Source organism: Rhizobium sp. NPDC092011 (genome assembly GCF_044756305.1).
Lineage (GTDB): Bacteria > Pseudomonadota > Alphaproteobacteria > Rhizobiales > Rhizobiaceae > Rhizobium.
The window spans coordinates 62,302-83,637 of sequence record NZ_JBIVSO010000012.1 but is presented as its reverse complement, the minus strand read 5'-3'; the positions used below and the strand labels follow the sequence as shown (position 1 = coordinate 83,637).

The following is a 21,336-nucleotide window of genomic DNA, read 5'->3' as shown; positions in this document are numbered from 1 at the left end:
ATGGTCAGCTTGCCTTTTCGGTGAGGTGGTCTGCGGCGGTGAGCAGACGCACCTCCGCCTCGCGGCACTTTCGTTGAAACTCAACAGGAGGCAAGTCGTCGCATACGATCGTATCGACGACAGAAAGCTCACATACCTTGACGGGAGCGGCCCTGCCGAACTTGCTGTGGTCCGCGATAACCCAGGTCTCCTGTGCCTGTTTCATCGCTGCACGGCTGAATTCAGCCTCGAATAAATGAAAATCTACGAGTTCCCCGCGATTATTGATGCCCCCGACGGAAATGAACGCGTAACGGACCTCGAACTGCTGGACGAACTCGATCGTTGACGGTCCAAAGGCTGAAGCGTCGTCGCCGCTCAGTTCTCCGCCCGTGATAAACACCCTGTTTCCGTTACGCGAAGCAAGGCGGCAGGCAATCTCCGCAGAGTTGGTAACGACGGTCAGGTTGGAATGATGAGACAGGGCTTCGGCGACGTAGGTGGTGGTGGTTCCGTTGTCGAGGATGAGGCTGTCGCCATCCTTAACGACTTCGGCGATCATTCCTGCGACGCTACGCTTCGCGTCCTTGTTGACTTGCATTCGACGCTGGAATGGCGGTTCGTCGACGTGATCGGGGTCCATGATGCCACCATGAAACCTAATGAGGCTTCCACTGTCGATCAGCGGCTTGATATTGCGCCGAATGGTCTCGGTCGATACGTGAAGCTTGTCTGCGAGCTCCGAAATGCTGTAGCTCCCGACATCGCGTACGGCCTGCAAGATATCCGTCTGTCGTTTGAATGACATTACTATGTCCCTTTGAAGGTCGGACCGTGAAAACCACAATCGCTTGAGTCGATATTTCATGGTTCTTTGTGGGATTGCAAGGATCCGAATCCCACATTTTGTTCGCTATTGCACAAAAGTCACGCATTTTGAGCATTTATTAGTATCAGCCTGATGAATGCCCCCTCAAGGCGGCCTTAAGGGCTGTGGGAAATGTTGGATTTTGGGTATGTATTCAACTGAGATAATGTGGGCAATTCAGCCAAAGATAGTCTTATTCGCAACAAATAACCACAAAAATCGGCATGTGGTGGCAACAAGATGTCGCAGATATGACTGCGATTGACCCTGACCTGACGTTAGGATTGCCCCGAATTGAACAGATTGGATCAGGCTAATGACCGAAGAATTGAAAACGCAGAGGCTTCAAGCGATCGCCCTGACCGAGAATGGCGCTCCGGCCGCGCCTTCCAATCCGTTTTTCGGCGTCGGGCCGATCACAGACGCGACGACGGACGAGCTCGACGCGCGTCTGCGTAGGCTTGAATTTGATCATTGGCTCGAGGCGAACTACCGCAAGTTCGACGACATGGGGCACGAGATCGGCGGCTTTACCACCTCGGAGATGAGCCGGAGCATGCATCGCGGCTACCCGGCCGACAAGGTGCTGGTCGACATGATGCGCACCATCCATCGGTATTTTGAGTTCCCCAAGCAAAATCGGCTCGCGGTTGGTCTTGGCGGCGGCCATAGCGGCTTCACCGTGTCCGTGCAGCACCTTCTGAACGCCAACGACCCGAACCAGCGGGTCTACATGGACACCCCGCGTCCAGAAAGTGATCTCGCTGGTGGTGCGGGCTTTTTCCGCCAGTCTTGGGCAACGCAGGTTATCGAGATGCATCGGTTCGCCAAAGCCGGCGACGAAACCCGTCTGCATTTTGCTACGACCGAGGGCGCGATCCCAACCGCAAACGAACTCGAACAGCTCGGTATATCCATCTTCATCGGAGTTGGTCACGAAACGACTGGAGCGAACGCCTACAAGACCGAGGAAATCGTCGAGCTTCTCAAGTGGCTCGATGGCGACCCGCAAAACCGGCATGCGGTCTTCGACGCGACGTCGATGCTCGGTGCGATGCCGTGGGGCCACAGTCTAGTGCGCGCCGCGGTCGCGAAATGCTGCCTGTTCATGCCCTTCCAGAAAGCCATCGGCGGAATCTCCGGCTACTTCGTGAACTCGTTCACTCCGTCGGCTTTGAGCCTTATCGAGCAGAACCAGCAAAACCCGTCCTGGGCAATTCCCCGCCAGCTCAAGATCGCTCCGCCAATCGACGCCAAGCAACCATTGAGCGCCAAGCGCTCTGTCGATGTGGGCCCTTTCTACGACGCGACCGAGGACAAGATGCTAGGGGGTGTCATCAACACATTCAGCACGCTCGCGTTCGCGGAAACGACATTCAATCTGCTTCAGATGGAGGCGGCGATTGGACCGGTCGCCGAGCTCAATCGGCGCTCGGCGGAAAACCGGGATGTCGTTGATCGTTGGGTGGAAAATAACAGCCTTCTGTCGCTTGTGGTTCCCGACAAGGATCGCCGCGGCGCTGCAGTGACCTTGCTGAAGGTAAACGACGCTGGCGTAACCGATCCGGCGATGCACGCGAGGATCATTGCAAAGTCCAAGCAGCTACTCGGCTATGAAGGACTAACTCATCCAAATGGCGAGTACGAAAAGGGCCTAGACGCAGCGCGTTACGTCAATGCGTTTCCTGGAACGCCAGGGGATTACCGGGCGTGGGTCGGCGGCATTCGCGAGCCGTCCGACGTCGTCGCGCTGCTGGAAAACCTCAGCTACGCCTATCTTCGCGCGAAGATCGTCGTCCTCGAGGAGGAACTTCATGCGAAGGGCGTCAATTTCGCAACCAGCAACGCGGGAGCCTCCGAGGACAGCACTGGAGAAACGTACACCGTTCTCGTCGTTGATCCGGTCGGATTGCGCCTGCGGCCAGATGGAACACAGGACTATAGCGAGGCCGCGGCTTATATCGCGGAAAAGGGCGGCCAGCTCCATGCCGGTCCGCTCGACGAGGGGACGGAGCTCGAAAGCGGAAAGACGCATTTCTTCTATCAGCCGCACCTTAGCACTGCCGACGAAATTCTGGCGCAGACTGCCGATGGCCGCTATGATGCGGTGGTCGCCGCAGCGACTTTCATTCCCGCGGAGTCGAAATTTCGCCTGGGTGGCGTCCGCATCGGCGCCGGTACAGGGAACATGGCTTCGAATTCGTGGGGTGGCCCGAACGGCGACGGCGGCGAGGCAGCCCTCATGAACACGCCGGGCATCAACAGCCGCGCCACCGCTCAGATGGCAATGAAGGCCCTATTGAAGGTAATGCCAGACCTTCCAGTGGACGAACTGCACGCGCGGGTCTCTTCGGGCGACTTCGATACCGGAAAAAACCTCGCCGAATATCCCACCGAGAAGCTCGAAGGCAAACGCGTCGCCATTCTCGGCTATGGTAACATTGGCCGGGAATTCGCCAAGCTCGCGAAGGCGTTCCACATGAACGTCGTCGTTTATGCTCGGTCGACCCATAGGGCCAATGTCGTGGCAGAAGGATATGAATTTGCAGAGACCGTGATCGAAGCGGCGAAAGGCGCTGACGTGTTGTCGGTACATCTTGGTCTGGGGCGCAAGGACGAGGTCACTGGCCGGTTCTCCAACTTCGACGTAGTCGATGCCAAAGTCCTGAACGCGCTCAATGACCGAGCCGTGCTCATCAACTACGATCGCGGCGAACTTGTGGATGTCGTCGCCCTCGAACAAGCGCTGTCGGTCGGAAAGGTTCGGCATGCGGCGATAGACGCCGATATCTTCCAGGGAGACGCCGGCCCAACAGGACCGCTCAAGCCATACCTGCCGCTCCTCGAGAAGCATGGATCCAAGCTGGAGCTACTTCCACACGCTGCCGCCGACACCGATCACCCGACCAGAGTGGCAGGCGCCAAGCAGGCGGTCGATCAAATTCTCGCTCTCCTGCACCGCAAGACGGTGGTCAACCGCAAGGGGGATCTTCCCGCAGGATATGTCTGTGGAGGCACCCAAAAGCCCAACGGAGTTGGTACCGTTTCCGGAGAGGACCTTCTTTCGGTCGCGCAACATGATGGTCTTATCGGAGAGCTTCGCGAAGTTTCCGAACGCATCAGTTCCATCATAGGCGCGCTCGACGCCGTGTCGGGTGAGCATGCCACCACTGCAATCGTTCAGCGCTACGTCGGATTGTTAACTCAGACCGCTATGCGCCAGAACAATCTCCTTCGCGCCGCGGGCCTTCTCGCGCCATCGGCATAGATGGCATTGCGGCTCCCCAAAATGGGGGGCCGGCTTGCTTTCAAGTTCGAGACGGGTCAGCTACGGTGTTCAGTACACATTGAGACGCTGTCGTGACCCGAACCGCCAATCCCACTGCGATAAGCAAACAAATCAAGAGTAGCCGCTGGGGCCCGACAGGCGTGATCCTGTCGGGCCTCTATGCGTTAGCACTTTGCCTCAACGAGCTGGGAGACATGCTCGCGGGGGTTTTCGCGCCGCTAGCGTTTCTTTGGCTTTTTTCCCGACGATGATCCAAGGCCAGGAGCTTCAGCATTCCCGCAGGGTGATGAGCGAACAGGTGGGAGCGGCGGCGCGCCAGGCAGATGCCGCGCACGAGCAGGTTCTGTTTCTCGAACGACAGATGCAGGCAATGCAACTGCAGAATGAGATCGCCAGACATTCAGCAGGCGCGAACTACCAGTTCGCCTTGTTTGACAAGCGGGTCGCGATTTACGGCCTGCTCGACGCGATCGGATTCAAAATCATCAGCGACGGCACGGTCACCACGGTAACCCATCGTGACGTGATCAGGACGGTACAGGCGGCGAAATGGATCTTCGACGAAGCGGTACGCGAGTGGCTGAGCGAAATAGCAAACCGTTCGTTCGAAGGTCTGAGGGCGCAGGGCAGGGTAGATCGCCTAAACGAAAACATGCTAGCAAGGGCCTGACGGCGGAGGACGACGCCAGGCACGTGCAGCTTGTCGAACGGGTGGAAGAGATCAGTGACTGGCTGGAAAAGGAGCTTCAACCACAGTCGATCGATGCCCGGTTAGGTCACTTTCTCTCACTACCGGCTGCCATCGGACCTAATAGTGCTCCCGGAGGTGGAACTTGAGCTAACGTCGAAGAGACGCCGCCCTCACCGTATTTGCCATAAGCATCGCTATTGTCATGGGTCCAACGCCGCCGGGGACTGGCGTAATCGCTCCGGCGACCTTGGAGCAATCTTCGAAGTCGACGTCTCCAGTCATCCGGTTCTTCCCATCCGCTTCCACGATGCGATTGATCCCCACGTCGATGATCGTTGCACCCGGCTTGATCCACTCCGCTTTAACCATTCGAGTCGAGCCTACGGCGGCGACAACGATATCCGCGTTGCGAGTGAGCGATGCGATGTCCTTCGTGCGGGAGTGTGCAGTGGTCACTGTGGCGTTGGAAGCCAGGAGAAGCGTTGCCATCGGTTTTCCGAACAGGTTCGACCGACCGATGACCACGGCCTGAAGGCCTGATAAGTCGGGTCCGTGCATCTGCCTGACCAACGCCATGGCTCCGGCAGGAGTGCACGGGACCAGTCCGGTGTCGAGATCGCCCGTCGCGATCTTTCCCGCGTTGACGACGTTGAGGCCATCCACGTCCTTGGACGGATCGATGGATTGAATGATGGGGTCGGACTTCAGGTGGCGCGGAAGCGGCAACTGGACCAAAATGCCGTCGATCGAGGGGTCGCCGTTCAATCGCGCGACGAGTTGGGCGAGTTCTTCCTGTGACGTTTCGGCGGGCAATGTGGCCTGAACCGAATGAAATCCACATTCCTTGGCCATACGGGATTTGGCGGCCACATATGCGTGGCTCGCCGGGTCGTCCCCGACGATAACGACCGCGAGACCTGGTTTCCTACCAGTTGCTACAAGACCGGCGCTCAATCGCTTGACTTCCTCGACGACGATTGCAGCGGCGGCCTTCCCGTCAATGATCGTCGCCATGTTCAACCCATCCTTTCAGACACGTAAGAGCCTGGGCTTGCAGGGAAGACGATCGTCTTGTTGCCGTTCATGAAAACGCGGTGATGAATATGCGCGTGGATCGCGCGTGCAAGGACCTGGCTTTCGACGTCGCGACCGATGGAAACGTAGTCGGCGGAGGACTGGGCGTGGGTGATACGCGCAACATCCTGCTCGATGATCGGTCCTTCGTCGAGGTGTTCTGTGACATAGTGGGCAGTCGCGCCGATCAGCTTGACGCCGCGCTCGAAGGCTTGCTTGTAGGGATTGGCACCCTTGAAGGACGGAAGGAAGGAATGGTGGATGTTGATGATGCGGCCTGACATCTTCTTGCACACCTCGTCGGACAGCACCTGCATGTATCGGGCGAGCACAATCAGCTCCGCACCGGAAGTCTCCACGATTTCCATGAGACTAGCCTCGGCACGAGGCTTGTTCTCCTTCGTCACTACGACATGATAGAAAGGTATGTCGTGGTTCACGACCACCTTCTGGTAGTCGAAATGGTTCGACACCACGCCTACGATGTCGATCGGAAGGGCGCCAATCTTCCAGCGATAAAGCAAGTCGTTCAGGCAGTGGCCGAACCGAGAGACCATCAGGAGCACCTTCGTGCGCCGACCGGCGTCGTGGAGTTCGTACGACATGTCTCCTTCGGACGCGAGCGCCGCCAAATCGCTGACGATCTTCTCGTCCGCGCCGGTCGTCGACGTGAAGCTCACCCGCATGAAAGACTTGTCGCATTCGCGGTCGACGAACTGCGATGTATCGATGATTTCGCTGTTCGCGCCGGCTAGGATGGCCGTAATCTTCGATATGATGCCAACGTTAGCGTCGCTCGTGACGTTTAGCACGTAGTTTGTCATTTCGTTCACCTCCATATTGGTTTTTTTAGCGCGACAGCGGCCGTTTGCTCGGCCCCTGTAGTAGATGTCAGCACTCGGGAAGGTTTACCGCCAAACCTCCCAGGCTGGTTTCCTTGAACTTGGAATTCATTTCTTCGCCGGTCTGCCGCATCGCGCGGATGCAGTTGTCGAGGGGCATGAAGTGCGTTCCGTCGCCGCGAAGGGCCAGCGACGCGGCCGAAACGGCTTTCATCGCGCCCATTCCGTTCCGCTCGATGCAAGGAACCTGTACGAGGCCTGCGACGGGATCGCAGGTGAGGCCGAGATGATGTTCAAGAGCTATCTCGGCAGCGTTCTCGACCTGCGCGGGGGTGCCGCCCAGCACGGCGCATAGGCCCGCTGCAGCCATCGCCGCAGCGGACCCGACCTCGCCTTGACAGCCGGCCTCGGCGCCAGAAATCGATGCGTTATGCTTGATCAGTCCGCCGATGGCCGCCGCAGTCAGCAGGAACTCGTGAATCTTTTGGCGATCGTCGCCGCCACAATGGCTAATGAAGTATTTCAACACGGCTGGCACGACGCCGGCCGCGCCGTTCGTGGGCGCGGTCACCACTCGTCCGCCTCCAGCGTTTTCCTCGTTAACCGCCATCGCATAGACGCTCAGCCAGTCCGCTACCACGTGTGGATGAGCCTGGTTGGAGCCGCGTTCGCTCAACAACTGGCGATAAATGGCACTGGCGCGACGCTTTACCTTGAGACCTCCGGGCAATTCGCCGCTGGTGCGCAATCCTCTTTCGATGCAGTCATCCATGACGCGCCAAAGGCGGTCGAGCCCGTCGTCGAGATCCCTGGCTGTGGCCGAGACCAGCTCGTTCGCACGTTTCATCTGAGCGACGGAAATGCCTGCAATGCTTGCCATCGCTAGCATGGAAGCCGCTGAGTGGAAGGGAAAGGGGCGGTCGCTGGCAGCCAAAGACTCCTTAGTCGTTAACGCCTTTTCGGACGCGGTGACCACGAACCCCCCGCCGATGGAATAGTAGGTTTCTGAAAAGATCGTTTCACCCGCGCGACCGCACAAGTCGAACGTGAGCCCGTTCGCATGGCCGGGAAGCGGATCGCCGTAGTCGAATACCACATCCGTCTCCGGATCAAATGTGATCGGCGGAAGACCGGGCGATCGCAGGGTCTTACCGTCCTGAAGGTCCTCAAGGAGAAATCCGGCTTCGTCGATATCCAGGTCGGCGGGTAGCAAGCCGAGCAAGCCAAGTGCCACTGCGCGATCGGTGGCGTGTCCACGGCCGGTAAACGCGAGCGATCCGTAAAGCTTCACGCGAATACGAGTTCCAAACGGCACTTTCTGGTCGCGGATCGCGGCTAGAAATCGCACGGCGGCGGTCATCGGACCCATCGTGTGGGAAGAAGAGGGACCAACACCGATCTTGAAAACGTCGAAAACGCTTAGAAACATGGACTATCGCCCCAACCCATGGCCGGTTGCGCTACAAATCCGGCCATGGTTTCGCACCTTCCCACTAACCGTAGATCGGGAAGCGTTCACAGAGTACCTGCACTTCCTTCAAGACAGCCTGTTCAACCGTCGGGTCGCCTTCGCTCCCCTTCGTCGCAAGCGCTTCTATGACCTGAAGGATGAGTTCGCCGACTTTCTTGAACTCAGCGACCTTGAAGCCGCGGGTCGTCCCGGCTGACGTCCCAAGCCTCACGCCCGAGGTGATCGCCGGCTTCTCCGGGTCGAACGGAATGGCGTTTTTGTTGCAGGTGAGCCCGGCCCGCTCAAGCGCGTATTCCGCATCACGGCCCTTCACGCCCTTCGGTCTCAGGTCCACGAGTACCATGTGGCAATCCGTTCCGCCGGAGACGATATCGAGTCCACCGGCGACCAGGACTTCGCTCAGCGCTCGGGCGTTGTCGACGACGTCCTTGGCGTATTCACGGAACTCCGGCTGCAGTGCCTCGCCGAACGCTACCGCCTTTGCAGCGATCACATGCATCAACGGACCGCCTTGGTTTCCAGGGAAGACCGCCGAGTTGATCTTTTTCGCGAGTGCCTCGTCATTGGTCAGGATCATGCCGCCACGCGGACCACGCAACGTCTTGTGCGTCGTCGTCGTGACGATGTGCGCGTGGGGCAGCGGATCCGGATAGACACCGGCAGCGATGAGGCCCGCATAGTGCGCCATGTCCACCATCAGGTATGCGCCAACTTCATCCGCAATTGTGCGGAACGCGGCGAAGTCGATGGCGCGCGGGTACGCGGAGGCGCCGGCGACGATCAGCTTGGGCCTGGTTTCGAGCGCACGCGCACGAAGGCTTTCGTAATCGATCTGCTGATCAGTTTCACGAACCTCGTAGCTGACGATGTCGAACCATTTTCCAGACATCGTTACGGGCGAGCCGTGCGTCAGATGTCCCCCGTGGGCGAGCGACATCCCCATTACGCGATCACCAGGTGTCAGGAGAGCTAGGAAGACCGCCTGGTTGGCCTGGGCGCCGGAGTGAGGCTGGACGTTCACGAACGAGGCGCCGAAGAGTTCCTTTGCACGGTCGATCGCGAGGGTCTCTACCTCGTCTACGAATTCGCAACCGCCGTAGTAGCGCTTGCCGGGATAGCCTTCGGCGTACTTATTGGTGAGCACCGATCCCTGTGCGGCGAGGACGTTAGGCGAGACGATGTTCTCCGACGCAATCAGTTCAATCTGAAAACGCTGGCGGTCGAGTTCGCGTGCGACTGCAGCCGCAACGGCGCTGTCGCCGATCTCGGACTTGGGAAGTATCTGAAGCATGTTGTCTCCTTCAGGACGTGTTGTGGTTGTTCCCTGGCGCGGACGTGAGGGAAGAATTCTATTCAGTGTTTAGCCGGAAATGATGCGACTTCGGACGCGTCAGATGATCGAACCCGAGCACGCTCAGGGTTACGCCACGACCGCTGTCTTTCACTCCCGTCCAAGCAAGCGAAGGATCGAGATGGTCGCAGCGGTTCAGGAACACGGTGCCGGTCTCGATCTTGTCAGCCAGGTCTTCGGCCGCCGCAACGTCGCTCGTCCAGATCGATGCCGTGAGGCCGAAGTCGCTATCGTTCATGAGATTGACAGCCTCTTCGTCGGTTCCCACGCGCATGATGCCAACGACAGGTCCAAAGGTTTCCTCTGTCATGAGGCGCATGCCGTGGTCGACATTGGAAAGGATTCGAGGCGACACGAAAGCGCTCTCAGGGCGATCCTTCTCGAAGGTCGTAATGGGAACGAGATCCTTCGCGCCCTTGGCAATAGCGTCATCGACCTGTCCGCGAATGAACTTGGCGGCGGAAGCGCTGACAACAGGCCCGAGATTTGTGCTCGGATCCATGGGGTCGCCCAGCCTGTATTCCTTCGCGATTTCCACCGCGCGTTCCACGAACTTGTCGTAGACGCTTGCGTGAACGTAGATTCGTTCGATCCCGCAGCACGACTGGCCGCTGTTGAAGAACGCGCCGTCGACCAGATTCTCCGCTGCAAACGCGATGTCGGCGTCAGCGCGGACGTATGCTGGGTCCTTGCCTCCGAGTTCAAGGCCCACGCTGATGAACCTTTCGGCCGCTGCTTTCTGGACGAGGTGGCCAGTGCGAACCGAACCGGTAAAGGCAACATGGTTGATCCGTCGATCACCGACGATGCGCTCCGCGTCGGCGTGGTCAACCACCAGCGCCTGAAACACGTTTTTCGGAAGACCGGCGCTTTCGAACGCCTTGGCGAAAGCGTCGCCGCAGAGAGGCGTCTGGGCCGCATGCTTGAGGACGACCGCGTTGCCTGCCAAGATTGCAGGAACGATCGTGTTGATTGCGGTGAGAAGAGGATAGTTCCAAGGTGCAATCACGTAAACGACACCGACGGGAGCGCGCCGGATGAATCGGTCAAAGCCGTCGCGCGCCTTTGGGCGGACGTCGGCGAGCCCTTCAGGTGCGAGCTCGATCATGGTACGCGCGCGATCCACGCAACCACGTACTTCACCTGGCGTTTGGGAAATAGGACGGCCCATCTGACGCGTGATGTCGAGCGCTATTTCTTCCTGATGATCGAGCAGATACTGGGCGAACCTCTCGCAGATCTCAACTCGTTCAGCTAGAGTTGTAGCCTTCCACGATTTTTGCGCCCAAACGGCAGCGTCCAAGACAGCGTTGATTTCCTGCGAGGCAGCATATTTTCGTTCGACGACGACTGTCCCGTCGACAGGGGAAATAGTGCGCTGGGTATCGGTCATTTCATGGTCCTCAGATAATTTCGAAGTAGCGGGAAAGCTCCCAGTCGGTGACTTGCTTCCGGAACTCGCGGTCTTCCCAGTCGCGGGTTGCTGCATAATGCTCGACGAAAGTCTTTCCAAAGATCTCCTTCGCCTCCTCGGAATTGTTGAGCGCCGCAGCCGCGTCGGTCAGCGTCCGCGGGAGTTGCTGATGCTCCGGGGTGGGGATCTGGTATGCGTTGCCCGAAAGCTCCGTCTCCGGCTTGATGCGGTTTTCGATGCCCCAGAGGCCTGCGCCAAGTGCGGCCGCCAACGTCAGATACGAATTGGTGTCCGCGCCGGGAATTCTGAATTCGACGCGCTGCGACTTCGAGCTTCCGGTGATCGCGCGAATTGCGACGGTCCGGTTGTCCACGCCCCAGGTCGCCGCCGTCGGAGCCCAGTACCCCGGCACGAGCCGTCGGTATGAGTTGACCGTTGGCGCGGCGAATGCTGCGAGGGCGGGCGCCAGTCTCTGGAGGCCGCCGATGAAGTGCAACATGGTCTCGCTGATGGCACGATCCGCACTGGGGTCGTGGAATACACCTTTGCCGTTCTTGTCGACGAGCGATACGTGGACGTGCCCGCCCTGACCTGGGAACGAGCTGTCCCACTTGGCCATGAAGCTTGTGAAAAGGCCGTTCCGCTGCGCGAAGATCTTGGCAAAAGTCTTGAAGAGGTTTCCCTTGTCCGCGGCGGACAGGGCGTCGTCTACGCCGATCGCTGCTTCAAGCGCTCCCGGACCGGTCTCTTCGTGGAGTCCCTCGATTGGGATGCGCATGTCCTCGAAGAGATCCAGCATGCCATGATAGAATGGTGTGTTGACTGAATTGCGGATAACGGAATAGCCGAAGTTTCCGACGCCGAGCGGCGATAAGTTGCGGTAACGCTTGTCGGAAAGGGACTTTGCCGTTTCTTCGACGACAAGGAATTCGAACTCGCATGCCGCCTTGGCTTGAAAGCCTAGTTCTTCGGCCTTTTTCAATACACGTTTGAGAACGCCGCGGGGGCAGAGCGGTTCAAGTTTGCCCGCGAACTCGCCCAATACGAAGAGGGTGTCGGGCTCGAAGGGTATTTCCCGTGCAGTTTCGGGGAGGATCCTGACCTGCGCGTCACCATAGCCGGTATGCCAACCGGTGAGCTTCGTGTTGTCGTAGAGTTGGTCGCTCGAATCCCATCCGAGAACGACGTCGCAAAATCCGAACCCATTTTCGATGGAAGAAAGGAACTTGTCAGGCGACATGTACTTTCCGCGCAGCACGCCGTCGATGTCGAACACGCCGACCTTGATGTGCCTATAGGGCCGCTCCTGCAGCAACTGCTTCAAGCCCGCAGCATCTTTGACGTCTGAAAATTCCATGGGGTTCCCTCGAGATTTTGTTGGGCGTCGCCGGAGCCTCGCCGCATCCCGATCGCGGTGCTGGTCGAAGCAAAAGCGATGAGGGAATGTGTTGAGGTGTCGATCGTTGAATCGCAGCTAAAACCCCAAAGCCTCGCATGTCAATACAAATCCACATAATGCCACATTATATGATGGTAATAGTGACTTTAAGGCGCGCTTTTTGAGGTTATCTCTTTGCATTGGAGACGCATGCGACGCGTAAGGGGCGCCGCATGCAATGAGCGTCAGGGTGCTAAAGGGACGCTTCGAGTACCTTGGATAGATACTCTGCCATGGCGAGCTGTCCGGCATCGTCGGTTATGAGATCATTCCGGATTTCGATCATTACGTTTTCCAGCCCCGTCGCGATGCCGTGGATTTGTAGCGTGTGGGTGACGCCGTCCTGAGGTCCGTAAGGAGCATTTCGCTGAGTGTTGAATTGCTTGGAGTCCTTGGTTGCATCCAGCATTCGGTCGGCGAGGCGTGCGTCCGCATCGTGAAGAATACCGAGTTCAACGTCTCTGACCGCGCCGTTGTACACTTTCGTGAAGCTATGAATTGTCACGATCACAACTTCGCGCCCCTCGGACGCGCGGCGTGCGATCACGTCGGACACCGCGTGATGAAACGGCCAGTAGATTTCGCTGGTCCGGGCGAACCGCTCGGCGGCGGAGAGGTTTGCGTTCCCCGGAATGCTGTGAACTTCGCTTTTTGCTGGCATGGCCGTTGCCGACGTCGGCGGGCGGTTGCAGTCGTATACAAGCCTCGAGAAGCGCTGTTGTACCAAGGTCGCATCGAGCTTTTCGGACATCTTAAGCGCCGTTTGGAGGGCTCCGGGATCCCAGGCCGCATGGCTCGACATCGTCTCGGATGAAGCGCCCAATTGCTTCAAGCTTTTTGGCAAGCTGTTCGACGCGTGTTCACAAAGAAGGATAATCGGGCTCCCCCCGTCGGGGCGATGCACGGAAAAGGCAGGCCCGTCGTCTGGTCCCAGCAGTTGAGACTGGCTTATTTGAGACATTGTCTTCTCCGGTATTTGAGAGGGGTAATTAGTCGTCATGCTGCCTGCTGGGTCGCGACGTCACCCTCGGCACGCACGGATGGTTGCTCGTCGCTCTCCGAAGAGGACAACTGCTTGACCGCAGGGCCGGCTAGTGTCTTGGCAAGCAGGAAGCCGGTTGCGCCGCCGCCAAGCTTGCCTAGGAGGATGAACGGGATCAGCGCCGGCTGGAAGTTCGCCGCAAAGGCGAGGTGGTCGCCGAACGAAAACGCCGCACAGACCGCGAATGCGATGCAAAGGACCTTGTCCATCGGCTTCATCGAGGCAATCAGCCGATAAAGTGCAAGAATGTTCGCTGCGCCCGCAATCAGGCCCGCAGCGCCTGCAGCTCCCAGGCCGATGCGTCCGCCGATCGCTTCCATCGGCGCCGAAAGATACCGCTTGATCAAATAGACCATCGGAAACGCGCCAGCGAGCATGATACCAATGTAGCCCGCTATCTCCAACGCGCGGAACTGGTCGGCGCTATCCGCAATGATCGGATCGAAGCCCCAGCCGCCAAAGATCTTTTCTGGCAATCCGGTGAAGTACTGGACCACCGAAAGAACAAGGACGATGGTGATTGCGGCGTACATCATCCGGCCAAAGAGGAGGAATGCCGCCACGACGATACGAGGCGCCAGGCGAAGGAGCATCGCGAGCAAGATGCAGAAAACCGCAAGTGGAGCGAGGTTTGCCAACACCGTCGGCATGTCCAGCAAGATGGGCTGAGTCGCGCCGGTAATGCCTATCTCGGCCCTCATCGGAGGCTGAAACACGAGTATCGCCAGGCAGGAGAGGAATACGCCGACGGGAATGCTCAAGAGGCCGTACATCACGCCGAGCGCCATGTAACGGTGGTCTTTTCTTTCCAACATCGCCAAACCGACCGGAATTGAAAACACAATGGTTGGTCCAGCCATGAAGCCGATGACCGTAGCGACAACCCATCCATTCGGGCTTGTGGCCAGCGCGTGGGCGAGCTGGTAGCCGCCCATGTCATTAGCGATCACGCTCGTAGCGGCGATCGCCGGATCGGCGCCGACCGCTTGCATCAACGGACCGACGTATTCTCGCACGAACGCCGAGAGGTAAGGCGCAGATGCCATAATACCGGCCACCGGAACGAAGATAGGTCCAATGCTGTGGAGTCCTTCGAGAAACTCCTTTCCAAGTCCGTCCTGGTCGTTGCGAATTGCTGCCAACGCCCCCAGTACCGCGCAGAACATGATGACGTAGATCACATAGGTTCCGATTTGATCCACCTTATTTCCTCCAACTGATCTTCGCTTAAAGCGAATTGACCAGCTTTAGTGTAAAGTGAAGCCACACAACACCACATGATTTTGACGACTTCAATCGTATTTGCGCACATTTTATGAGGCTAAGAGTGGGAGTTAGTGATTTTGTAAAGGTAAATTGACTAGTTTGCGGCTCGCGGGCCGTCGGGGGCCTGGGTTGTTTGGAGGAAGCAATGTTTGTCAGGACCGCAACTGCAAGGAATATGGTGGGGATCGTCGCTGCCGGAGTCGTAACAACGGTCGCCACCGCCGGAGTTCTACTGGGACTGTCCTACAAGGCGCTTGAAAGGCACTCTATTTCCGAAATGACGACGGTCGCCCATGAGAGCGCCGGAAGGGTACAGGCGGTCTTTGCGCGAGCGGAAAGTCTAGCGAATCAGGCGAGTTCGGCGATTGCTGCCATTCAAGACGGTCCTGAGCCGAATCGGGAGTTGGTGACCCGAGTGTTCTCTCGAATGATCGCGGAAAATGAATTCGCACTCGGTTTGAGCACTTGTTGGGAGCCAGGCGCTTTTGACGGCAGAGATAAAGCCTTTGTCGGCACGACGACCTCCGACGGGACCGGCCGGTTTATCCCCTATTTCGTGCGGGCAAAGGGAGAGGTGAGCGTGACGCCGCTTGTCGATTACGACAAGCCTGGCGCGGGCGACTGGTATCTAGTGCCCAAAAGCACCAAGCAGCGGCTCCTTATGGAGCCGTATACCTATTCTATCGACGGGGCGGACGTCCTGATGACGTCGTTTATGGTCCCACTCGTCAAGGGTGACCAATTTCTTGGTACGGTTGGGGTAGATTTGGCGCTGGACGCGCTTGCGAGCGATCTCTCAACTCTTCGTCCACTAGGAAGCGGACACGTCGCGCTTGTTTCGGCTAGTGGGATGATCATCAGTCACTCCAATCCTGCCGCGCGCGGCAAGAGCCTTGAGGCAGCGGGTCTGGACGCGCAGGGTTGGCGCGAAATAATCGCCCACCCTGGCGTGACTGGCGTCCTGCCGGGCGCGGATGGCAGCGGTCCTGACGTGGCCCTGGCCGTTCCTGTCGATCTTCTGCCTGGGACGACTTGGTACGCCGTCGTCGTGGTGCCAAACGCCGTACTTTATGCGAGCGTTCAGACCCTGGCCATTACGTCGTTTGCCATAATCGCCATCGCGGCCGTGCTGCTTGTTACGATCGCAGCGGTGCTGGCAGGCCGGTTCCATCGGCGTTTGAGCCGGGTAATCGCCGCGACCGCCGACATTGCCGCAGGGCGAACGGTTGGGGAGCTGGCTGATTCCCTTTCGCAAGACGAAATCGGTGAAATGGCTCGAGCGCTCGGCGTTTTGGAAAGCGCTGCACGCGCGAAAGATTCTCTGGAACGGCAAGCAGAGCAGAACCTCGCAAGAGAGGATGAAGAGCGGCAGGCGCGGAGCGCGGAAGCGGAAATGCGGGAGAAGCAAACGCGCTCGGCGGTGACCCTGCTTGGTGATGCGCTTCACGCACTGGCTGGGGGCGACACGACATGCCGGATTGGTGAGCCATTTGCGGGAAGCCTCGACGAAGTGCGGCAGAGTTTCAATGCATCTGCGGAGAAGCTCCAGGCCGCGCTAAATTCGGTGGGAAAGAACGCCCACGCGATCGCCGCGGGCACTTCGCAAATCAGCAGCGCTGCGGACGACCTCGCGAAACGCACTGAACAGCAGGCAGCCTCGGTCGAGCAGACGGCTGCTGCTGTCGAGGAAATCACCTCTTCGGTCCGTGACACGACAAAACGTGCGGAGGAGGCTGGCATGCTTGTCGAAACCGCACGCGCTAGCGCCGAGCGATCCGGGGCGATAGTTCAGCGAGCCGTCTCGGCGATGGGCGAAATCGAAACGTCGTCTCGCGAGATATCGAACATTATCGGCGTAATTGACGATATCGCGTTCCAGACGAATCTCCTTGCATTGAACGCGGGCGTTGAAGCGGCGCGGGCCGGCGAAGCTGGAAAAGGGTTCGCCGTAGTAGCTCAGGAAGTCCGGGAACTCGCACAACGTTCTGCCTTGGCAGCACGCGAGATCAAGGCGCTGATCGCCCGCTCGAGCGATCAGGTTAGCGCCGGCGTCGATTTCGTCGGTGAAACCGGCGCTGCGCTGACAGACATTGCCAGCCAGGTGCAAGAGATAGATCGTCACGTCGCAGCGATCGTGCTCGCGGCGAGGGAGCAATCGACATCGCTCCACGAGATCAGCACATCAGTGAATTCGATCGATCAAGGGACGCAACGCAACGCTGCCATGGTGGAAGAACAGAACGCTGCGGCTCATTCTCTGATGTCTGAGGTCAGATCGCTGAACGACCTGCTCGCACAGTTCAGACTTGATCGCCTTCCTACGTCAACCGCACTGCGTTTCGTGGCATAGTTCAATGACCGAGCGCGCCGCTCCGTTGCACGAACTCCACCGACGATTTCGGATCGCCGGTGGAGCAAATTTCCCACAGATAGCCACGAAACCCTGCGACTTTGATAGGTGTTGACCTCGTAAATTTGCAGAATTTGCCACAACGTTCCCACAAAATACGTTGACATCCGTGGAGATCGGCCACAAAGTCCCCCTCAAGAGCGCGACAAGCGCCGATTTAGGTAGCCAACCAATAAAGGGGTTCGATATGTCAAACTGGAGAAGAGTCTTTCAGGTGGTCGGTTTTGGAGCTGCATTGCTCACGGCCACGCATTCCTACGCTGTGGAATCGCCCGATCCGATCAAGCTCACGCTTAACGACTGGTCGGGCCAGCTTCTTTCAACCAAGATAATGGGCGGCGTGCTCAAAGCGGCCGGCTACAATGTTGAGTATGTTCAAGCCGACTACCTCGCTCAGTTGACCGGCATGCAGTCGGGAGACCTGGACGTCGCTATGGAAATCTGGGCCACCACGGCTCGTGACGCGCTGGAGGCCGCCGTCGCGACTGGCAAGGTGGTCAACCTGGGCGAGACCGGAATGGTTGCCAAGGAAGAGTGGTGGGTTCCGGAATACATGATTGCCAAGTGCCCCGGCCTTCCGGACTGGAAGGCTTTGGACAAGTGCGCTGACCAGTTTTCGACCCCGGAAACCGCGCCCAAGGGCCGCTATCTCGGCGGGCCGGTGACTTGGGGTGGATACGATGAGGAACGGATCGCCAATCTGCCGATCAACTTCGACGTGATTCACGCAGGTACCGATGCGGCGCTTTACGCCGAGTTGGACGCCGCATATGCCAAGGAGGAACCGATCGTCCTGTGGGTCTACTCGCCGCACTGGGTGCCAATCAAGTACAAGGGCGAATGGATCAAGTTCCCGCCGTACACGCCGGACTGCTATGCCAGCAAGTCCTACGCGTGCGCGAAGCCGAGCGGGCCGGTTTGGAAGGCTGCCTGGGTCGGACTGGAGAAAAAGTGGCCGGGCGCGGCAAAGGCTGTGAAAGCGTTCCATATCACCAATGAGGACATGGGCGAGCTTATCAAGCGCGTGGACGTCGATGGCGAGAACCTCGATACAGTGGCTGCGGATTGGCTGAAGACCCACGAAGACACGTGGAAGCAGTGGCTTAACTAAGCCCGACGCGCGTGCGCGTTCACGCGCACGCGCCCCCGAATCCATCCTAAAATTATTTTAAACCGGGAGTCTGTCATGGCCGGTTCGATGATCACCTGTGAGAACGTGTGGAAGGTCTACGGGCCGCCCTACGTTCCGGGAGAAGAGCCCACCGACGCGCACGTCGTAGCCCTCAAAGCCGCGAACTTTACGATCAAAAAAGGCGAATGCTTCGTCATTATGGGCCTTTCCGGATCGGGGAAATCGACCCTGGTTCGGTGTCTCACCCGGCTGATAGAGCCGAGCGAAGGCCGCATTAACGTCGCGGACAACGACGTCACCGGTGCGAGCCCGAAACAGCTCATGGAAATCCGCCGCAAGGTGATGGGCATGGTCTTTCAGAACTTCGCTCTACTGCCGCATCTTACCGTTCTGGAAAACGTGGCGTTTCCGCTTTCGGTTCGCGGCGTCGATATGAAAACCAGAACCTCGAAAGCACGCGAACTTGTAAAGACCGTCGGACTTGCCGGCCGCGAGAACCACTTTCCGTCCGAACTGTCGGGAGGCCAGCAGCAGCGCGTCGGCATCGCCCGCGCACTATCCTCTGAACCTGAAGTCCTTTTCATGGATGAGCCGTTCTCGGCGCTGGATCCGCTTCTGAGACGTGAACTGCAAGATGAATTCATCCGCCTCAGGCACGAGTTGAAGAAGACCATCGTCTTCATCACACACGACTTCGATGAGGCGATCCGACTGGCAGATCGCATCGCGATCATGCGCAATGGAGAAATTCTGGAGATAGGGACGCCAGAGCAGCTCGTGATCCACTCCAAGCACCCTTACGTCACGGAATTCACCCGGCATTGCGACAGATCAAGCGTGCTGAGGGCAAGGACACTTGCACGACCGCTCCGGGCGAATTTCGAACCATCGGTCAGCGTCGATGGAAACGAGCTGGTCGCGGATGTCGCCGCGAAGGTTCTAGGGGGGCGTGAGGACGCCGGCGTCCTGGTTGACGGTAAGCTGACAGGGATCCTGACCAAGGGCGACGTAATCGCCTCCCTTACTGGCAAGCCAATTGAGCTTGAGGCGGTCTGATGACGATGGCAGTTAATTCATCCGCCCCGGAGGGGCGGGTCCTACGGGTCCCGCTTGCGACCATCTCGTTCTTGCTGTTGGCAGGCTCGTTCTTTCTTCCTGCCGCGATAAAAACCTATCCTCGCGAGTACGTCGTGCCGTTTTCCGGATGGATCCAGTCGGCAATGGCCTGGCTTACGCAGGATGCTCCACAGATTTCCGGTTTGCCGCCGATACGCGTGATGACACGTGCGATCGCCGCGATGCTCGACGCCCTACTCAATGCCGTACAGGGCATTATCGCTACGGGTTTCCGCTTTACACCCGGCGACGGAGCGCCGGACATCGCGCCTCTACCCTGGTTCGCCGTCACGACGATTTTCCTTGTAGTCGCATATCGGCTCCGCGGTCGCCCGCTGGCGCTCGTCACGGCGCTTGGCCTGGGATTCATCCTGATCACCGGAAACTGGGCGTCGTCTATGGTGACTTTGTCGTCGGTACTCGTCGCAGCGTTCATTTCGGTCGTTTTCGGGCTCCTGCTCGGTATCGTCGCTTACCGTGTCCAATGGTTTGCGCGGCTCATTTCACCGGTGCTCGACCTGATGCAGACAGTACCCGTCTTCGCATATCTGGTTCCGGTTCTGATCTTGCTCGGCTTTGGTCCGGCGTCGGCGTTGGCAGCGACCATAATCTATTCGATGCCACCGATGATCCGAAACACCGTTCTGGGGCTGGGGCGCGTTCCACCGGAAATCTCGGAGTTTGGGTCGATTGCAGGCTGCACTGAGAGGCAGCTCATCTTCAAGGTTCTTGTTCCATCGGCGATGCCATCGATCATGGTTGGCGTAAATCAGGTTGTGATGATGACGCTCAACATGGTCATCATCGCGTCCATGATTGGGGCCGGCGGCCTGGGCTTCGACGTGCTTACCTCGCTGCGCCGACTGGATATCGGTACGGGCATGGAAGCGGGCCTTGCAATCGTCGCACTCGCCATCCTGCTCGACCGGTTTTGCCAGGCGTTCGTCACAAGAGCTCGTGAACATCACCACGATGATCAACGCTCCTTTTGGGTCAACAATTGGGGCTGGGTCATCGTCACTGCCGTGGCAATCGTCGGCTACATCATCGCCGTCGCACTACCGAGCGCGACCTCATTCCCTGTGTCTTGGGTGTTCACCGCAAAGCAGCCACTCAACGAGTTTGCTCGCTGGCTCACCTTCAACCTGTCTACACCACTCGACGCGTTGAAGAATGCGATACTCCTCAACGTGATGGTTCCTGTGCGCATCTTCATGCTCGGGCTCCCATGGTTTGCACTTCCGCTGCTCGCCGGGGTTGCCGCATGGCGCCTGTCCGGACCCACGCTTTCCGCGCTCGTGTTCGTTCTGATGTCCGCGATTTTCATGGCTGGTCTTCAGCAGCCGGCGATGATGACAATCTACCTCTGCGGAATAGGAACGGTCCTCTCTTTGCTTATCGGCTTCCCACTGGGAGTGCTGGCCGCTGTAAACGAGAGAGCTCATCAAGTGTTGAACGTCGTCTGTGACACGCTCCAGACGCTGCCGACCTTCGTGTACCTGATACCCGTCGTGATGCTCTTCAAAGTCGGAGACTTCTCCGCGCTGGTGGCGATCGTCGCTTTCGCTATCGTGCCGGCCATTCGATATACGGATTTCGGCATACGGCATGTGAAAGAGCATTTCGTCGAAGCGGCGGTCATGAGCGGCTGCACGCCGACCCAGACTTTGTTCAAAGTCAAGATTCCTCTGGCCGTGCCGGAAATGCTGCTTGGTTTGAGCCAGACGATTGTCATGGCGCTTTCGATGCTCGTCATCACTGCATTGGTGGGTACCCGAGACCTTGGTCAAGAGACCTATATCGCACTGACCAAGGCCGACGCCGGACGTGGCGTGGTGGCGGGGCTGGCCATCGCTTTCATCGCGATCGTCGCGGAGCGGCTCATAGTCGCTTGGCGGCTGAAATTTTCCAAACGGCACGCGGCCTGAACCGCCTTGCCTGAACACCATCGAC

Annotated in this window: 15 protein-coding genes and 1 pseudogene; 6 read left to right on the top strand and 10 right to left on the bottom strand. The window is 58.5% G+C overall.

Translation table 11 applies throughout. From position 1 onward, the window contains the following. Positions 1 to 4 precede the first annotated feature (4 nt). The gene (locus tag ACIQJ2_RS30690) at positions 5 to 622 is read right to left on the bottom strand and encodes a DeoR/GlpR family DNA-binding transcription regulator (protein ID WP_400674212.1); all 618 of its coding nucleotides are present in this window, start codon (positions 620 to 622) and stop codon (positions 5 to 7) included. Positions 623 to 634: 12 nt separating this feature from the next. Then, a pseudogene (locus ACIQJ2_RS30685) lies at positions 635 to 787 on the bottom strand (DeoR family transcriptional regulator); the annotation flags it as partial. A gap of 376 nt (positions 788 to 1,163) precedes the next feature. On the opposite strand from ACIQJ2_RS30685, the gene ACIQJ2_RS30680 reads away from it, so the two are divergent. Both ACIQJ2_RS30680 and ACIQJ2_RS30675 read left to right on the top strand, forming a co-directional pair. Then, positions 1,164 to 4,115, top strand: coding sequence for an NAD(P)-dependent oxidoreductase (locus tag ACIQJ2_RS30680; protein ID WP_047627428.1), 2,952 nt, complete (start codon positions 1,164 to 1,166; stop codon positions 4,113 to 4,115). A 307-nt stretch (positions 4,116 to 4,422) separates the two neighbouring features. Then, entirely contained in the window at positions 4,423 to 4,806 is a 384-nt protein-coding gene (locus ACIQJ2_RS30675; RefSeq protein WP_047627426.1) for a hypothetical protein, read from the top strand. Positions 4,807 to 4,974: 168 nt separating this feature from the next. Here ACIQJ2_RS30675 and folD read toward each other — a convergent pair whose 3' ends face one another. The 8 genes from folD to eutH all read right to left on the bottom strand — a co-directional run bounded on the left by folD (position 4,975) and on the right by eutH (position 14,661). Further along, complete coding sequence (folD, locus tag ACIQJ2_RS30670; RefSeq protein WP_047627425.1) at positions 4,975 to 5,841, bottom strand: bifunctional methylenetetrahydrofolate dehydrogenase/methenyltetrahydrofolate cyclohydrolase FolD; 867 nt, start codon at positions 5,839 to 5,841, stop codon at positions 4,975 to 4,977. A gap of 2 nt (positions 5,842 to 5,843) precedes the next feature. Continuing rightward, positions 5,844 to 6,725 (bottom strand): formyltetrahydrofolate deformylase, encoded by an 882-nt coding sequence (purU, locus tag ACIQJ2_RS30665; protein ID WP_047628736.1) that lies wholly within the window; start codon positions 6,723 to 6,725, stop codon positions 5,844 to 5,846. Between the two features lie 67 nt (positions 6,726 to 6,792). Then, entirely contained in the window at positions 6,793 to 8,172 is a 1,380-nt protein-coding gene (locus ACIQJ2_RS30660; protein ID WP_047627424.1) for an L-serine ammonia-lyase, read from the bottom strand. Positions 8,173 to 8,236: 64 nt separating this feature from the next. Beyond that, positions 8,237 to 9,505: a serine hydroxymethyltransferase gene (gene glyA, locus ACIQJ2_RS30655; RefSeq protein WP_047627423.1), complete on the bottom strand. Its 1,269-nt coding sequence runs from the start codon at positions 9,503 to 9,505 to the stop codon at positions 8,237 to 8,239. 58 nt (positions 9,506 to 9,563) lie between these two features. Beyond that, complete coding sequence (locus ACIQJ2_RS30650; protein WP_047627422.1) at positions 9,564 to 10,958, bottom strand: aldehyde dehydrogenase family protein; 1,395 nt, start codon at positions 10,956 to 10,958, stop codon at positions 9,564 to 9,566. A 10-nt stretch (positions 10,959 to 10,968) separates the two neighbouring features. After that, complete coding sequence (locus ACIQJ2_RS30645; protein WP_047627420.1) at positions 10,969 to 12,336, bottom strand: glutamine synthetase family protein; 1,368 nt, start codon at positions 12,334 to 12,336, stop codon at positions 10,969 to 10,971. A 274-nt stretch (positions 12,337 to 12,610) separates the two neighbouring features. Beyond that, complete coding sequence (locus ACIQJ2_RS30640; protein WP_047627419.1) at positions 12,611 to 13,378, bottom strand: N-formylglutamate amidohydrolase; 768 nt, start codon at positions 13,376 to 13,378, stop codon at positions 12,611 to 12,613. Between the two features lie 35 nt (positions 13,379 to 13,413). Beyond that, positions 13,414 to 14,661: an ethanolamine utilization protein EutH gene (eutH, locus tag ACIQJ2_RS30635; RefSeq protein WP_047627417.1), complete on the bottom strand. Its 1,248-nt coding sequence runs from the start codon at positions 14,659 to 14,661 to the stop codon at positions 13,414 to 13,416. Positions 14,662 to 14,870: 209 nt separating this feature from the next. Here eutH and ACIQJ2_RS30630 point away from each other — a divergent pair, with 209 nt between their 5' ends. From ACIQJ2_RS30630 to ACIQJ2_RS30615, 4 genes are all read left to right on the top strand, one after another. Beyond that, positions 14,871 to 17,075, top strand: a complete 2,205-nt coding sequence (locus ACIQJ2_RS30630; RefSeq protein ID WP_047627415.1) for a methyl-accepting chemotaxis protein — start codon at positions 14,871 to 14,873, stop codon at positions 17,073 to 17,075. A gap of 247 nt (positions 17,076 to 17,322) precedes the next feature. Next, positions 17,323 to 18,246 (top strand): ABC transporter substrate-binding protein, encoded by a 924-nt coding sequence (locus tag ACIQJ2_RS30625; RefSeq protein ID WP_047628735.1) that lies wholly within the window; start codon positions 17,323 to 17,325, stop codon positions 18,244 to 18,246. Between the two features lie 75 nt (positions 18,247 to 18,321). Continuing rightward, a complete protein-coding gene (locus tag ACIQJ2_RS30620; RefSeq protein ID WP_047627413.1) occupies positions 18,322 to 19,323 on the top strand; it encodes an ATP-binding cassette domain-containing protein in 1,002 nt (333 codons plus the stop codon). Further along, entirely contained in the window at positions 19,323 to 21,311 is a 1,989-nt protein-coding gene (locus ACIQJ2_RS30615; RefSeq protein ID WP_052227456.1) for a proline/glycine betaine ABC transporter permease, read from the top strand. Before ACIQJ2_RS30620 ends, ACIQJ2_RS30615 begins: the two co-directional genes overlap by 1 nt. Positions 21,312 to 21,336 lie beyond the last annotated feature (25 nt).

Excerpts from the sequence above, each read along its gene's own strand:
- ACIQJ2_RS30690 (WP_400674212.1), bottom strand. The coding sequence starts at position 622 with ATGGACCCCGATCACGTCGACGAACCGCCATTCCAGCGTCGAATGCAA.
- ACIQJ2_RS30680 (WP_047627428.1), top strand. The coding sequence starts at position 1,164 with ATGACCGAAGAATTGAAAACGCAGAGGCTTCAAGCGATCGCCCTGACC.
- ACIQJ2_RS30675 (WP_047627426.1), top strand. The coding sequence starts at position 4,423 with ATGAGCGAACAGGTGGGAGCGGCGGCGCGCCAGGCAGATGCCGCGCAC.
- folD (WP_047627425.1), bottom strand. The coding sequence starts at position 5,841 with ATGGCGACGATCATTGACGGGAAGGCCGCCGCTGCAATCGTCGTCGAG.
- purU (WP_047628736.1), bottom strand. The coding sequence starts at position 6,725 with ATGACAAACTACGTGCTAAACGTCACGAGCGACGCTAACGTTGGCATC.
- ACIQJ2_RS30660 (WP_047627424.1), bottom strand. The coding sequence starts at position 8,172 with ATGTTTCTAAGCGTTTTCGACGTTTTCAAGATCGGTGTTGGTCCCTCT.
- glyA (WP_047627423.1), bottom strand. The coding sequence starts at position 9,505 with ATGCTTCAGATACTTCCCAAGTCCGAGATCGGCGACAGCGCCGTTGCG.
- ACIQJ2_RS30650 (WP_047627422.1), bottom strand. The coding sequence starts at position 10,958 with ATGACCGATACCCAGCGCACTATTTCCCCTGTCGACGGGACAGTCGTC.
- ACIQJ2_RS30645 (WP_047627420.1), bottom strand. The coding sequence starts at position 12,336 with ATGGAATTTTCAGACGTCAAAGATGCTGCGGGCTTGAAGCAGTTGCTG.
- ACIQJ2_RS30640 (WP_047627419.1), bottom strand. The coding sequence starts at position 13,378 with ATGTCTCAAATAAGCCAGTCTCAACTGCTGGGACCAGACGACGGGCCT.
- ACIQJ2_RS30630 (WP_047627415.1), top strand. The coding sequence starts at position 14,871 with ATGTTTGTCAGGACCGCAACTGCAAGGAATATGGTGGGGATCGTCGCT.
- ACIQJ2_RS30625 (WP_047628735.1), top strand. The coding sequence starts at position 17,323 with ATGTCAAACTGGAGAAGAGTCTTTCAGGTGGTCGGTTTTGGAGCTGCA.
- ACIQJ2_RS30620 (WP_047627413.1), top strand. The coding sequence starts at position 18,322 with ATGGCCGGTTCGATGATCACCTGTGAGAACGTGTGGAAGGTCTACGGG.
- ACIQJ2_RS30615 (WP_052227456.1), top strand. The coding sequence starts at position 19,323 with ATGACGATGGCAGTTAATTCATCCGCCCCGGAGGGGCGGGTCCTACGG.